This window comes from Streptococcus dysgalactiae subsp. dysgalactiae (assembly GCF_900459225.1).
GTDB lineage: Bacteria > Bacillota > Bacilli > Lactobacillales > Streptococcaceae > Streptococcus > Streptococcus dysgalactiae.
In genome coordinates this window covers 1,711,330-1,726,570 of the sequence record NZ_UHFH01000003.1, presented here as the reverse complement: position 1 = coordinate 1,726,570, position 15,241 = coordinate 1,711,330, and the positions used below count along the sequence as shown (strand labels likewise).

Annotated in this window: 15 protein-coding genes; all 15 read left to right on the top strand. The window is 39.5% G+C overall.

All coding sequences use genetic code 11. The features are described 5' to 3' along the window. Positions 1-16 precede the first annotated feature (16 nt). Positions 17-751, top strand: a complete 735-nt coding sequence (locus tag DYD17_RS08880) for an ABC transporter ATP-binding protein (RefSeq protein WP_002988881.1) — start codon at positions 17-19, stop codon at positions 749-751. Positions 752-755: 4 nt separating this feature from the next. Next, positions 756-2,384 (top strand): hypothetical protein, encoded by a 1,629-nt coding sequence (locus DYD17_RS08875; protein WP_003052231.1) that lies wholly within the window; start codon positions 756-758, stop codon positions 2,382-2,384. Between the two features lie 64 nt (positions 2,385-2,448). Next, entirely contained in the window at positions 2,449-3,270 is an 822-nt protein-coding gene (gene proB / locus DYD17_RS08870) for a glutamate 5-kinase (protein ID WP_003052230.1), read from the top strand. After that, a complete protein-coding gene (locus tag DYD17_RS08865; RefSeq protein WP_003052228.1) occupies positions 3,263-4,513 on the top strand; it encodes a glutamate-5-semialdehyde dehydrogenase in 1,251 nt (416 codons plus the stop codon). The genes proB and DYD17_RS08865 overlap by 8 nt, the downstream gene beginning before the upstream one ends. 19 nt (positions 4,514-4,532) lie before the next feature. Next, complete coding sequence (locus tag DYD17_RS08860; RefSeq protein WP_160147952.1) at positions 4,533-4,772, top strand: hypothetical protein; 240 nt, start codon at positions 4,533-4,535, stop codon at positions 4,770-4,772. A 284-nt stretch (positions 4,773-5,056) separates the two neighbouring features. After that, complete coding sequence (gene rsmH / locus DYD17_RS08850) at positions 5,057-6,007, top strand: 16S rRNA (cytosine(1402)-N(4))-methyltransferase RsmH (protein WP_304364341.1); 951 nt, start codon at positions 5,057-5,059, stop codon at positions 6,005-6,007. A 4-nt stretch (positions 6,008-6,011) separates the two neighbouring features. Then, on the top strand, positions 6,012-6,335 hold the full coding sequence (gene ftsL / locus DYD17_RS08845) for a cell division protein FtsL (protein ID WP_003052222.1): 324 nt from the start codon (positions 6,012-6,014) through the stop codon (positions 6,333-6,335). A 3-nt stretch (positions 6,336-6,338) separates the two neighbouring features. Then, a complete protein-coding gene (gene pbp2x / locus DYD17_RS08840; protein WP_115253081.1) occupies positions 6,339-8,594 on the top strand; it encodes a penicillin-binding protein PBP2X in 2,256 nt (751 codons plus the stop codon). Position 8,595: 1 nt separating this feature from the next. Beyond that, positions 8,596-9,606 (top strand): phospho-N-acetylmuramoyl-pentapeptide-transferase, encoded by a 1,011-nt coding sequence (gene mraY, locus DYD17_RS08835; RefSeq protein ID WP_115276461.1) that lies wholly within the window; start codon positions 8,596-8,598, stop codon positions 9,604-9,606. Positions 9,607-9,762: 156 nt separating this feature from the next. Next, complete coding sequence (locus tag DYD17_RS08830; RefSeq protein WP_003052216.1) at positions 9,763-11,106, top strand: DEAD/DEAH box helicase; 1,344 nt, start codon at positions 9,763-9,765, stop codon at positions 11,104-11,106. Positions 11,107-11,300: 194 nt separating this feature from the next. Then, positions 11,301-12,128 (top strand): transporter substrate-binding domain-containing protein, encoded by an 828-nt coding sequence (locus DYD17_RS08825; RefSeq protein ID WP_115253079.1) that lies wholly within the window; start codon positions 11,301-11,303, stop codon positions 12,126-12,128. A 150-nt stretch (positions 12,129-12,278) separates the two neighbouring features. Then, complete coding sequence (locus DYD17_RS08820) at positions 12,279-13,082, top strand: amino acid ABC transporter permease (RefSeq protein WP_003052214.1); 804 nt, start codon at positions 12,279-12,281, stop codon at positions 13,080-13,082. Beyond that, positions 13,082-13,825: an amino acid ABC transporter ATP-binding protein gene (locus DYD17_RS08815; RefSeq protein ID WP_115246340.1), complete on the top strand. Its 744-nt coding sequence runs from the start codon at positions 13,082-13,084 to the stop codon at positions 13,823-13,825. The genes DYD17_RS08820 and DYD17_RS08815 overlap by 1 nt, the downstream gene beginning before the upstream one ends. A 103-nt stretch (positions 13,826-13,928) precedes the next feature. After that, on the top strand, positions 13,929-14,153 hold the full coding sequence (locus DYD17_RS08810) for a DUF4059 family protein (protein WP_115246339.1): 225 nt from the start codon (positions 13,929-13,931) through the stop codon (positions 14,151-14,153). A gap of 62 nt (positions 14,154-14,215) precedes the next feature. Beyond that, a complete protein-coding gene (trxB, locus tag DYD17_RS08805) occupies positions 14,216-15,133 on the top strand; it encodes a thioredoxin-disulfide reductase (RefSeq protein ID WP_115253078.1) in 918 nt (305 codons plus the stop codon). The last annotated feature ends 108 nt before the right edge of the window (positions 15,134-15,241 follow it).

Below are 15,241 nucleotides of genomic sequence, written 5' to 3'. Positions count from 1 at the left end.
AAAGGAAAAAGATACCATGATAGAATTTAAACACGTTTCAAAGTTGTATGGCGACAAAGAAGCTCTTAGCGATTTAAACGTCACCATCAATGACGGTGAAATTTTTGGCCTCATCGGACATAATGGTGCAGGTAAAACCACGACCATCAGCATTTTGACTTCTATTATCGAAGCGAGTTATGGCGAAGTATTTGTGGATGGTCAATTGCTGACAGAAAATAGAGAAGCTATCAAAAAACAAATTGCTTATGTGCCAGATTCTCCTGATATTTTCTTGAATCTAACTCCAAATGAGTATTGGCAATTTTTAGCTAAAATTTATGGGGTGTCAGATGAGGATCGAGAAGAACGGTTAGCACAATTGACAACACTTTTTGAACTGAAGGAAGAAGTTAATCAAACCATTGATAGTTTTTCACATGGGATGCGCCAAAAAGTGATTGTGATTGGTGCTCTTGTATCAAATCCCAACATCTGGATTTTGGATGAACCATTAACAGGGTTAGATCCTCAGGCTTCTTTTGACCTTAAGGAAATGATGAAAGCTCATGCAGCTTCTGGACATACGGTCTTATTTTCGACTCACGTGCTATCAGTCGCTGAGCAGTTATGTGATCGTATCGGGATTCTAAAAAAAGGGAAATTGATTTTTGTTGGAACGATTGATGAGTTGAAAGAACACCATCCTGACAAAGACTTGGAGAGCATCTACCTTGAACTCGCTGGGCGTAAGGCGCAAGAAGAGGGGTGATGGGATGAATTGGTCTACTATTTGGGAACTTATCAAGATAAACATTCTTTATTCCAATCCACAAAGTTTAGCTAACCTCAAAAAGCGTCAGGAAAAACACCCAAAAGAAAACTTCAAAGCCTATAAAAGCATGATGAGGCAACAGGCCTTAATGATTGCCATGTTTTTGGTAATTTACCTCTTTATGTTTATTGGTGTCGATTTCAGTCATTACCCAGGACTTTTCTCCTTTGACGTTGCTATGTTTTTTATTATGTCAACCTTGACAGCCTTTAGCTCCCTTTACACCATTTTTTATGAAAGTAATGACCTAAAACTTTATATTCACTTACCAGTAACGTCAGAAGAACTCTATATTGCAAAAATTGTCTCGTCGCTAGGGATGGGTGCTGTCTTTTTGATGCCTCTTCTCTCTCTTCTCTTAATTGCCTACTGGCAACTATTGGGAAATCCTTTGTCTATTTTAGTAGCTATTGTGCTCTTTTTAGTGTTACTAGTGAGTTCGATGGTATTAGCCATTTATATCAATGCTTGGGTGGGTAAAATCATTGTAAGAAGTCGCAAGCGGAAACTCATTTCAACTATCATGATGTTTGTCTCAACTTTTGGCGCTTTCGTCTTAATTTTTGCGATTAATATTAGTAACAACAATCGTACGATGACGGATGGCGTATTTACTGATTACCCAACTATTCCGTATTTCAAAGGATTCTATGATGTTGTTCAGGCACCGTTTTCTACTGCGGCCCTCCTTAACTTTTGGTTGTCATTGCTACTGGTTCTAGCTATGGTATATGGTATTGTCACAGAAGTGATGCCAACTTATTATCGTGAGGCTTTTTATATTAGTAACGAGAACAAAGCCAAGCAAACTAAAAAACCAGTTAATCGTCCTCATCAGAATCAATCACTGGCGCAGTTGTTGCGAAAACATCACCTATTAACGTTACAAAATGCAACTTTACTGACACAAACCTATCTCATGCCTCTGATGTATGTGATGCTTTTTATCGGCCCAAGTTTGTCACGTGGCACAGGTTTCTTTAAGCATATTTCCCCAGATTACTTTGGGGTGGCCTTATTATTTGGGGTCAGTTTGGGTGTCATGTGTGCAACACCAACCAGCTTTATTGGAGTAGGTATTTCCCTTGAAAAGGATAACTTTACCTTTATTAAAAGCTTACCAATAACGTTAAAAAAATTCTTGCTGGATAAATTTTGCTTGCTCGTGGGTTTGCAACTGATTGTTCCTATGGTTATTTATCTTGTACTTGGTCTCTTTGTGCTACACCTCCATCCCCTTCTAACGATTGCTTTTTGTCTTGGTTACGCCTGGTCCCTGATTGTGCAAGGGGAATTTATGTATCGTCGTGACTACCGGCTTCTGGATTTGAAATGGCAAGACATGACACAACTATTTACCAGAGGAAATGGGCAATGGTTAACAATGGGACTTATCTTTGGTAATTTAATAGTCGCAGGTTTAGTAGGTGTTGGAGCTGTTATCATTGCTAATATCATCCACCAACCTCTGTTGATTAGTATTCTATTGAGTTGTCTGACACTAATGGTTTTAGGACTTGCTCACTTATGGATTCAAAAAACCTTCTGGAAAAGCTTAGAGAAGCTTTAACGAAGAGAGGTCGTTATTCGGAAAAACAGTCCTCTGGGGCTGTTTTTTATGCTATAATCTTGGTATGATGAAACGACAATTTGAAGATGTAACACGTATTGTAATTAAAATCGGTACTAGTTCATTAGTGCTACCAACAGGTAAAATTAATTTAGAAAAAATCGACCAACTGGCTTTTGTGATTTCAAGTTTGATGAATAAGGGCAAAGAAGTTATTTTAGTATCATCGGGAGCAATGGGATTTGGACTAGATATTTTGAAAATGGAAAAACGTCCGACCAATCTTGCTAAACAACAGGCAGTTTCCAGTGTTGGTCAGGTGGCCATGATGAGTCTTTATTCACAAATTTTTGCACACTACCAAACTAACGTATCGCAAATTTTATTGACGAGAGATGTTGTGGTTTTCCCAGAAAGTCTAGCGAATGTTACCAATGCTTTTGAAAGTCTGATTAGTTTGGGCATTGTGCCGATTGTTAATGAAAACGATGCGGTTAGTGTGGATGAAATGGATCATGCGACTAAATTTGGAGATAATGACCGTCTATCTGCTGTCGTTGCTGGTATCACAAAAGCTGATTTATTAATCATGTTGTCTGATATTGATGGCCTTTTTGATAAAAACCCTACTATTTATGAGGATGCGCAGCTACGCAGCCATGTTGCGGTCATTACGCAAGAAATCATTGCGTCAGCAGGTGGTGCGGGCAGTAAGTTTGGCACAGGTGGGATGCTTAGCAAAATTCAATCTGCCCAGATGGTATTTGAAAACAAAGGACAGATGGTCTTGATGAATGGAGCTAATCCTAGAGATATTTTAAGGGTGCTTGAAGGGCAACCACTAGGCACATGGTTTAAACAAATAGAAGAGGTAAGGCATGACTGATATAACAATGTTAGGGCAAAGGGCAAAACAAGCTAGTCTTGAAATAGCACCTTTGTCGACGCAAATTAAAAATCGCTTTTTAAGCACCTTAGCCGAGGCATTAGTTGACGACACAGAGACTCTCTTAGTTGCTAACCAAAAAGATTTAGCGAATGCTAAAGAGCATGGTATTTCTGATATCATGACTGACCGCTTGCGCCTAACCGCAGAACGGATTGAAGCGATAGCACAAGGGGTTCAACAGGTTGCTGACTTAGCTGATCCAATCGGACAAGTCATTAAGGGCTACACTAACCTCGATGGCCTTAAAATCCTCCAAAAGAGAGTTCCTCTAGGGGTGATTGCGATGATTTTTGAGAGTCGCCCGAATGTTTCAGTGGATGCTTTTAGTCTGGCGTTCAAAACGAATAATGCCATCATCCTCAGGGGAGGAAAGGATGCCCTTTATTCCAATAAGGCTTTGGTGAAGTTGATCCGACAAAGTCTGGAAAAATCAGGGATCACTCCAGATGCTGTCCAGCTAGTTGAAGATCCCTCACATGCTGTTGCTGAAGAATTGATGCAGGCAACGGACTATGTGGATGTGTTGATTCCACGTGGTGGTGCTAAATTAATTCAGACCGTTAAGGAAAAAGCAAAAGTGCCTGTCATCGAAACAGGTGTGGGGAATGTGCATATCTATGTGGATGCTCAAGCTGACTTAGATATGGCTACTAAGATTGTTATCAATGCTAAAACCCAACGCCCAAGTGTTTGTAATGCAGCTGAGGGCTTGGTGATTCACGAAGCTGTAGCAGCAACGTTTATTCCTATGCTTGAAAAAGCTATCAATGAGGTTCAGCCAGTAGAATGGCGGGCAGATGACAAGGCTTTGACGTTATTTGAGCAGGCAGTGCCTGCAAAAGCAGAGGATTTTGAGACTGAATTTTTAGATTATACCATGTCTGTTAAGATTGTTTCCTCTTTGGAAGAAGCTATTTCTTGGATAAATCAGTATACTAGTCACCATTCCGAAGCTATCATCACAAGGGATATTAAGGCAGCAGAGACCTTCCAAGATTTAGTGGATGCTGCTGCTGTGTATGTCAATGCTTCGACACGATTTACCGATGGGTTTGTCTTTGGCTTAGGTGCTGAAATTGGAATCTCTACTCAAAAAATGCATGCTCGTGGGCCTATGGGATTGGAAGCCTTAACCAGTAGTAAATTTTATATTAATGGGGATGGGCATATCAGAGAATAAGCTACTAGAAGGTCCGTCAATGACTAACGAAAGAGAAAAAGAAGAAAAGGCTGCTTTACATGGCTTGTTAGACCAGATACAGGTCCAGGTCCGTCATCAGAAATTAGGGTTGGTTCGTAAGTGGAGCTATTTTTATTTTTTTGGGAGACGGTATGCTTGTCAGTTGAATCAAATGTCAAAAAATGAGCAAGGTCAACCAATTATTAATAGACTTACACGTTACTCTTCAAAACTGCCGAAAATAGCTGGCAGATGTTGATAGGATATTACTAGCTGACTTACCGAATACGGGTTGGGATCAAACCTTTGATATTTGGTTAGACAACCCACTGACAGATTGGCGTGCGATTAAGGAAGCTAAAAATCTTTTACAAGCAGTTGAAACTCTAGAAACAGCGGCTAAATCAGCACTTGCTAAGTTGACTTAGCTGATAACTAACAAAAAGGATAAAGTTAGAGAAAAGGAAGATTCTCTCGGGAATGAAACCCTTTTCTCTTGCTTTTTCATTTGTAAACCTTTTGAAGTATGGTACAATTAAAGTTATGACAAAAGAATTTCATCATGTGACGGTACTCCTTCACAAAACAGTGGACATGCTTGACATCAAGCCTAATGGGATCTATGTTGATGCAACGCTAGGTGGTTCAGGCCACTCAGCTTATTTGTTATCCAAACTTAGTGAACAAGGGCACCTCTATTGTTTTGACCAAGATCAAAAAGCCATCGATAATGCACAGCTTATCCTCAAACCATATATTGATAAGGGACAAGTGACGTTTATCAAGGATAATTTTAGACATCTCAAGGCACGTTTAGAGGCTCTTGGTGTTACCGAAATTGATGGGATTCTCTACGACCTTGGTGTTTCCAGCCCACAATTGGATGAAAAGGAACGAGGGTTTTCTTACAAGCAAAATGCTCCTTTGGATATGCGCATGGATCGTCAAGCTCCTTTAACTGCCTACGATGTGGTTAACACTTATCCATTCAATGACTTGGTTAAGATTTTTTTCAAATATGGTGAAGATAAATTCTCTAAGCAGATTGCTCGGAAAATTGAGCAAGCAAGAGCTATCAAGCCTATTGAGACAACAACAGAGTTGGCAGAATTAATCAAGGCAGCAAAACCAGCTAAAGAATTGAAGAAAAAAGGTCACCCTGCAAAACAGATTTTTCAAGCCATCCGCATTGAAGTTAACGATGAACTTGGTGCAGCTGATGAGTCTATTCAGGATGCTATGGAATTATTAGCCCTCGATGGTCGTATCTCAGTCATTACCTTCCATTCTTTAGAAGATCGCTTGACTAAGCAGTTGTTTAAAGAAGTTAGTACGGTGGATGTGCCTAAAGGGCTACCGTTTATCCCTGAGGATATGAAACCGACATTTGAACTTGTCTCACGCAAGCCAATTTTACCTAGTCAGGAAGAACTAGCAGCCAATAATAGAGCACATTCGGCTAAATTACGTGTTGCCAAAAAAATCCGGAAATAAGCTTATGACAAATGAAAAAAGAACTCAGGCAGTCTCAAATGCCCTTCAAAAAAGAATAAGAACTTTCTCACGAATTGAGAAAGCTTTTTACGCTACGATCATTATTACGGCAATTACCATGGCAGTGAGCATTATTTACCTGCAAAGCCGTAAATTACAGTTGCAACAAGATATCACAAGCTTAAACAGTCAAATTTCAGATCAGAAAACTGAACTTAATAATGCTAAGCAAGAAGTTAATGAATTGTCACGTCGTGACCGCATTGTTGATATCGCTGGTAAAGCAGGTTTGAGTAACCGCAATGAGAATATCAAGAAAGTCGAGTAATCTATGAGAAAATGGCAAAAATATTTTTTAAATTATGTTGTGCGTGACCGCCGGACGCCAGTTCAAAACCGTGTCCGAGTTGGGCAAAACATGATGCTTTTAACCATCTTCGTCTTCTTTATTTTCATTATCAATTTCATGATTATTATAGGCACGGACCAGAAATTTGGGGTTAGTTTGTCAGAAGGTGCGAAAAAGGTTTATCAAGAAACTGTCACGGTTCAAGCCAAACGTGGAACCATCTACGATCGTAATGGGACAGCTATTGCAGTGGACTCAACAACTTACAGCATTTACGCTATTCTTGATAAGTCTTTTGTTTCTGCTTCTGATGAAAAACTGTATGTACAGCCGTCTCAATACAATAAGGTAGCTGCTATCTTAAAAGAACATTTGGGCATGAAGAAAAAGGATGTTATCAAACAATTGAGACGAAAAGGCCTTTTTCAAGTCTCTTTTGGTTCCTCAGGATCAGGCATTTCTTATAGCACGAAGTCTAATATTCAAAGGGCGATGGAAGAAGCTAAAATCAAAGGAATCGCTTTTTCTGATAGTCCTGGACGTATGTATCCCAATGGAACCTTTGCTTCCGAATTTATTGGATTAGCGTCGTTGACCGAAGATAAAAAGACTGGTGTCAAAAGCTTAGTTGGAAAATCAGGTTTAGAAGCCTCTTTTGATAAGATTTTATCAGGGCAAGACGGAGTGATTACCTATCAAAAGGACCGAAATGGAAATACTCTGTTAGGAACGGGTAAGACTGTCAAAAAGGCTGTTGATGGAAAAGATATTTACACCACTTTGTCTGAACCTATCCAGACGTTTTTAGAAACCCAGATGGATATTTTTCAAGCAAAATCCAATGGTAAACTAGCGACGGCAACACTTGTAAATGCTAAAACCGGTGAAATTTTAGCAACTTCACAACGTCCCACCTACAATGCAGATACCCTTAAAGGGTTAGAAAATAAAGATTACAAGTGGTATAGTGCGCTGCATCAAGGAAACTTTGAACCGGGCTCAACCATGAAGGTTATGACCTTAGCGGCAGCTATTGACGATAAAGTCTTTAACCCAAATGAAACGTTTAGTAACGCTAATGGGCTAACCATTGCTGATGCAACGATTCAAGACTGGGCAATTAACGAAGGTATCTCTACAGGGCAATACATGAACTATGCCCAAGGCTTTGCTTTTTCTAGTAACGTGGGGATGACCAAATTGGAACAGAAGATGGGAAATGCTAAGTGGATGAACTACTTGACCAAATTCCGGTTTGGTTTCCCGACTCGCTTTGGTCTACAAGATGAGTATGCTGGAATGCTTCCTTCTGACAATATCGTTACGCAAGCCATGAGTGCTTTTGGACAAGGGATTTCAGTAACCCAAGCTCAGATGCTAAGAGCTTTTACGGCCATTTCTAATGATGGTGAGATGTTAGAACCTCAATTTGTTAGCCAAATTTATGATCCAAACACTGCCAGTTTTAGGACTGCCCAAAAAGAAGTTGTTGGAAAACCTGTTTCTAAGAAAGCTGCTAGTGATACCAGACATTACATGATTGGGGTAGGAACAGACCCTGAGTTTGGAACCCTTTATTCTAAAACTTATGGTCCCATTATCAAGGTTGGCGATCTTCCAGTTGCCGTTAAATCAGGGACTGCTCAGATTGGTGCCGAGGATGGAAGTGGTTACCAAGATGGTGGATTGACTAACTATGTTTACTCGGTTGTTGCCATGGTTCCAGCTGACAAACCGGATTTTGTGATGTATGTTACCATGACACAGCCAGAGCATTTTGGCCCACTTTTTTGGCAGGATGTGGTTAATCCTGTTTTAGAAGAAGCTTACTTGATGCAAGATACGTTGACAAGACCTGTTGCAGCAGATGATGCACATAAGACAACCTATCAATTGCCAGATTTTATTGGTAAAAATCCTGGTGAAACTTCTAGCGAATTACGCCGCAATCTCGTTCAACCTGTTGTTCTTGGCACTGGTAGTAAGATTAAGAAAATCTCACAAAAAGCAGGCAAAGGCTTGTCGGAAAACCAGCAGATTCTTATCCTATCTGACCATTTTACTGAGTTGCCAGATATGTATGGATGGACCAAGTCCAATGTCAAAATATTTGCCAAATGGACGGGAATTGATGTAACCTTTAAAGGATCAGATTCTGGACGCGTTACTAAACAGAGTCTAGATGTTGGCAAATCTTTGAAAAAAATCAAAAAAATTACCATAACTTTAGGAGACTAACATGTTTTTAACCCTTATCGCAGGAATCATAGCCCTTATGTTAACTGCTTTTGCAATGCCTCATTTTATCAAGTTCTACCAACTAAAAAAAATTGGTGGGCAACAGATGCATGAAGACGTCAAACAGCACTTAGATAAGGCTGGAACACCTACAATGGGAGGAACTGTTTTTCTTCTAGTAGCCACCAGCATCTCCTTTCTGATTGGTTTCTTCTCTTTTCACGATGGCCAAAGTCTAGGATTAATCTCAGGAATTCTGTCTGTGGTTCTCATTTACGGCATCATTGGTTTTTTGGATGACTTTTTAAAAATCTTTAAACAAATCAACGAAGGGTTAACTGCCAAACAAAAGTTAGCCTTGCAGTTGGTTGGAGGATTGATTTTCTATTTTTTACATGTTAGTCCAAGTGGCATTTCTTCGATCAATGTGTTTGGTTATCAGCTGCCGCTGGGAATTTTCTACCTATTCTTTGTTTTATTCTGGGTGGTTGGTTTTTCAAATGCCGTTAATTTGACAGACGGTATCGATGGTTTAGCTTCCATCTCAGTGGTGATTAGTTTATTGACTTACGGTACTATTGCCTACGTTCAGGGGCAATTTGATGTCTTGTTATTGATTGGAACCATGATTGGTGCTTTACTTGGCTTCTTCCTCTTTAACCACAAACCTGCCAAAGTATTTATGGGAGATGTGGGGAGTTTGGCCTTGGGAGCTATGTTGGCAGCGATTTCCATTGCCCTTCGTCAGGAATGGACCTTACTCATTATCGGAATTGTCTACGTTCTTGAAACAAGTTCTGTGATGTTACAAGTATCCTACTTTAAATATACTAAGAAAAAATACGGAGAAGGTCGTCGCATCTTTAGGATGACGCCTTTCCACCATCATTTAGAATTAGGCGGTCTATCTGGAAAAGACAAGACATGGTCAGAGTGGCAGGTAGATGCTTTTCTATGGGGAGTAGGAAGCCTAGCAAGTTTACTGATCTTGGCTATCTTATACGTGTTCTAAGGCGACTACCAAGAATAGTCACCAAAAGCATTCTGATTAATGTAATCAATGAGAGAGTGGAGATGACCCACAAAGACTGATTTTGTGAGTGTTATCCCACTCCTTTTGCTTGTCTCTAACATTAATGATATAATATGGAAGAAAACGAGGTAAAACATGTCATTTAAAGATTATCATTTTAAGCAATACATCCAGCAAGCACTGGAGGAAATTGGCTTTGTCAATCCAACAGAGGTCCAACAACGCTTGATTCCTATTGTCAACTCCGGTCGTGACTTAGTTGGGGAATCAAAAACAGGTTCAGGGAAAACCCACACCTTTTTGTTGCCCATTTTTGAAAAACTTGATGAGGCTAAAGCAGAAGTGCAAGTTGTTATTACAGCTCCTAGCCGTGAATTAGCTACTCAAATTTTTGACGCCTGTAAACAAATTGCAAAGCATTCTCCCAAAGATATCCGTTTAACTAACTATGTGGGAGGTACGGATAAATTACGCCAAATTGAAAAGTTAAAAAGCAGCCAGCCACACATTGTCATTGGAACTCCGGGTCGTATTTATGATTTGGTTAAATCTGGTGATTTAGCGATTCATAAGGCCACGACTTTCGTTGTGGATGAGGCTGACATGACCATGGACATGGGCTTTTTGGATACGGTTGATAAAATTGCAGCTTCGCTTCCAAAGTCTGTTCAGATTTTGGTGTTCTCAGCAACCATTCCACAGAAATTACAGCCTTTTTTGAAAAAATACTTGTCCAATCCTGTTATTGAACAAATCAAGACAGAGACAGTTATCGCTGATACGATTGATAACTGGCTTGTGTCGACAAAAGGTCGGGATAAAAATGGGCAAATTTTAGAGATCCTTAAAACGATGCAGCCTTATATGGCAATGCTTTTTGTCAATACTAAAGAGCGCGCAGATGACTTACATGCCTTTTTAGTGGCCAATGGTTTGAAGGTAGCCAAGATTCATGGTGGGATTCCTCCAAGAGAACGTAAACGCATCATGAATCAAGTTAAAAAACTCGATTTTGAATACATTGTTGCTACTGACTTGGCAGCGCGCGGAATTGATATTGAAGGGGTCAGCCATGTCATCAATGATGCTATTCCACAAGATTTATCTTTCTTTGTCCATCGTGTAGGACGGACAGGTCGAAACGGCATGGCAGGAACTGCTATTACCCTTTATCAACCAAGTGATGATTCAGATATCAAAGAGTTGGAAAAAATGGGAATTGTCTTTACACCGAAGATGCTCAAAAATGGAGAATTCCAAGACACCTATGATCGGGATCGTCGTCAAAACCGTGAGAAATCTTACCAAAAATTAGACACGGAAATGATTGGTTTGGTGAAGAAGAAAAAGAAAAAAGTTAAACCAGGTTATAAGAAAAAAATTCAGTGGGCGGTTGATGAAAAACGTCGCAAAGAACGTCGTGCTGAGAACCGTGCCAAAGGCCGTGCCGAGCGTAAGGCTAAAAAACAAAGTTTTTAAGAGTAAAAGACAGATGCCTCCAGCAATATGATGGGGCTCTGTTTTTTGTATTCATATGTTTTATGCTAAATGCTTAAACTTCTCTTAAATGAGGTTGTGATTATTATTTTGATCAGTTTGATAGTTAAATGGTATTAGGCAAAGCCTTTCATTTTTGTTAGACTTGTGAGAAGATTACAGACTAGAGGTACATTATGAATCGGTATATCAATAAAGTGACGAGAATCGTCTTAATAGGTCTTGTCTTGACTCAATTAGCTATAATTTCTCAGGTCAGTGCTTCTCAAAAAGAAGAGGTTATCGTGGCCACAGATGCAGCTACTAAACCATTTACCTATAAAGAAGGAGAGCGACATACTGGCTATGATATTGAAGTGTTGAAACAAATTTTTAAAGGTTCCAAAACCTATCGTCTCACCATTAAGACAGTTTCTTTTCCTTCAATTTTATCCGGGATTGATTCTGGACGATACCATATTGGTGCTAACGATTTTGGTTATAGTAAGGAAAGAGCAGCAAAATACCTCTTTTCAAAGCCTATTTCACAATCTCATTATGCTATAGCAAGCAAACCATTACGAGCTTACCGCCGTTTTGAGGAACTTTCAGGAAAAAAAACACAAGGCATAGCAGGGACCAACTACATGCAGGTTTTAGAAAGATGGAATCAAACTCATCCCAATCAGAAACCTATTAGGCTTGGTTACGCTTCAGGAGAAGTTCCTCTTACCCAACGCTTGCAGCAAGTTGAACAAGGTCAGCTAGATTTTCTTTTTTATGATGCTATCTCTTTAGAGACGGCTATTAAAGAGCAGGGATTTTCCTTAAAAGTGAATCGCCTCACCGAAAAAGTAGCCAACCATCAAGATGGTCTAGAATATTATGTGTTTGCTAAGGATAAAAAAGGGAAAGAACTACAAACATTTGTTAATAAACGATTAACCAAGTTACAAGAGTCAGGTCAATTACAAACTTACAGTCAGGACTTTTTTGGAGGAGACTTTGTTTCGGAGCTTCCCTAAGAAGTGAACGATTTGATCCATCTGGTTTTAGAGGCTGACAAAAAAGCTGTCGTGATAAGTTTTGCTTATTGCTATAATATAGATTTACTATTTTACATGTGGGTGTAAGAGTGTTAGAATATTAAGACAAGAAGTATAAAGGGGAAATCCATGACATCAGTGTTTTTAACTAGTGGTTGGGCTTGGTATGATCAACTCATCTCACCTATTCCACATGGGAAACTTTTTAGTTGGCATGCTGTTTTTGATGCCATTCCAAATATTATCCAACGCCTTCCAATTACCCTTGGTTTGACACTGGCAGGTGCTGTTTTCGGCTTAATTTTGGCTTTGATTTTTGCTATTGTTAAAATTAATAAAGTCAAAATCTTATATCCTATTCAAGCCGTTTTTGTGAGTTTCTTGCGAGGCACGCCTATTCTCGTTCAACTAATGTTGACTTATTATGGTATTCCTCTTTTTCTCAAGTTTCTCAACCAAAAGTATGGCTTTGATTGGAATATTAATGCCATTCCAGCTTCTGTCTTTGCTATTACAGCCTTTGCTTTTAATGAAGCAGCCTATGCGAGTGAGACTATTCGAGCAGCAATCTTATCTGTTGACACAGGAGAGATTGAAGCTGCTAAAAGTTTAGGCATGAACTCTGTTCAGGTTTATCGTCGTGTCATCATTCCCAATGCAGCTGTTGTGGCTATTCCAACCTTGATTAATGGCTTGATAGGCTTAACAAAAGGAACATCGCTTGCCTTTAGTGCCAGTATCGTGGAACTGTTTGCTCAAGCACAAATTTTGGGTGGTTCAGATTACCGTTATTTTGAACGTTATATCTCTGTTGCGCTTGTCTATTGGTCTATCAGTATTTTAATTGAGCAAGTAGGTCGCTTGATTGAAAACAGGATGGCTATAAAAGCACCAGAACAAGCTAGTAATGAAAGGTTAGGAGAATTGCGTTGATGATTAAGATTAGAAATTTGAGCAAGGTTTTCTCCGGTCAGAAAGTCTTGGACAGTCTGGATCTTGAGATTGAACAAGGTCAAGTGATTGCTTTAGTAGGTGCTTCAGGAGCAGGGAAATCGACCTTCCTTCGTAGTATGAACTATCTTGAAAAACCAGATTCGGGATCCATTAGTATTGATGACTTTACGGTTGATTTTGAGACCATCACCACAGAGCAAGTTTTGATGTTGCGCCGGAAACTTGCCATGGTTTTTCAACAATTTAACCTTTTTGAACGTCGTACAGCATTGGAGAATGTCAAAGAAGGTCTTAAGGTGGTCAAAAAACTGTCTGACCAAGAAGCGACTAAACTGGCACGAGCAGAATTGGCTAAGGTTGGTTTAGTAGATCGCGAAAATCATTACCCTCGTTACTTATCCGGTGGGCAAAAACAAAGGGTGGCATTAGCTAGAGCCCTCGCTATGAAACCGGATGTCTTGCTCTTAGATGAACCGACTTCAGCTCTAGATCCTGAGCTAGTGGGTGAAGTCGAAAAATCGATTGCAGATGCTGCTAAATCTGGGCAGACCATGGTTTTGGTTAGTCACGACATGAATTTTGTTTACCAAGTGGCTGATAGAGTTCTCTTTTTAGATCAAGGTAAAATTTTGGAACAAGGAACGCCTGAAGAAGTCTTTAGACATCCTCAAAAAGAACGAACCAAAGAATTTTTCGCAAGCTATTCAAAAACATACATTTAATGCTATTCTTTTGTTATAATAAAAAGGTCTAGGTATTCCTGGGCTTTTCTTGTCTGATGTTATGGAAAAGTTTGTGGAAAAGTAAGAATGACCAGGTGGAAATATGTTAGTAGAAATTTTTAGCCTTTATCTTAAAGGACTCATCTTATCAAGCTTAACCATGGTATCTGTGTGTTTACTATGGACGCTATGGCGAGCAAAAACCAAGAAAGATAAGAGTTTGGCTGAAAGGCAGGCATTTCTATATGAGATGTTAATGATTGCTATTTTAACCATCCCAATTTTATCGTTTGCTTTTATGAGTGTTTTGGTTGTCTTGAAATCATAATCATTGCAATAAAGAATTGAGATTGCTACAATGTTGACAGAATTATTCAAAGGAGTTAGAGCATGTATGATACATTAATTATAGGTTCAGGACCAGCGGGCATGACAGCTGCTTTATATGCAGCAAGAAGTAATTTACGTGTGGGCATTATTGAACAAGGTGCCCCAGGTGGTCAAATGAACAATACTTCTGAAATCGAGAATTATCCAGGGTATGATCATATTTCAGGGCCAGAATTATCGATGAAGATGTATGAACCTTTGGAAAAATTTAAGGTTGAAAATATTTATGGTATTGTTCAAAAAGTAGAGGATTTTGGTTCTTACAAGCGCGTATCAACTGAAGATGACAGCTATGAAGCCAAAACCATCATTATTGCAACAGGGGCCAAATACCGTGTCTTAGGTGTTCCAGGAGAAGAAGATTATACCAGTCGAGGTGTTTCTTACTGTGCGGTTTGTGACGGCGCCTTCTTTAGAAATCAAGATTTACTTGTAGTAGGGGGAGGAGACTCAGCTGTAGAAGAAGCTATCTACCTTACCCAATTTGCTAAAAAGGTAACCGTTGTTCACCGCCGTGACCAACTAAGAGCTCAGAAAATCTTGCAGGACCGTGCCTTCGCTAATGAGAAGGTTGACTTTATCTGGGATTCTGTTGTCAAAGAAATTCAAGGTAATGATATTAAAGTTTCCAATGTCCTAATCGAAAATGTGAAAACGGGCCAAGTCACTGACCACGCTTTTGGAGGTGTCTTTATCTATGTTGGTATGATTCCTGTGACAGGTATGGTAAGTGAACTAGGGATTACCGATTCAGAAGGTTGGATTGTCACAGATGATCATATGAGGACAAGTATTCCTGGTATTCTTGCAATTGGAGATGTTCGTCAAAAAGACCTTCGTCAAATCACAACAGCTGTTGGAGATGGGGCAATTGCTGGTCAAGGAGTTTATCATTACATTGAGAATATGCCGTCATAAGGCTAGAAGGAGTGGAGCAGTTGCCCCACTCTTTTTAATTAATCTGTTGGCTAACCCCTGCTGGTAGAACCCTCAGTTTTGCTCAATTCTCTCTTAGATAAATGTTGA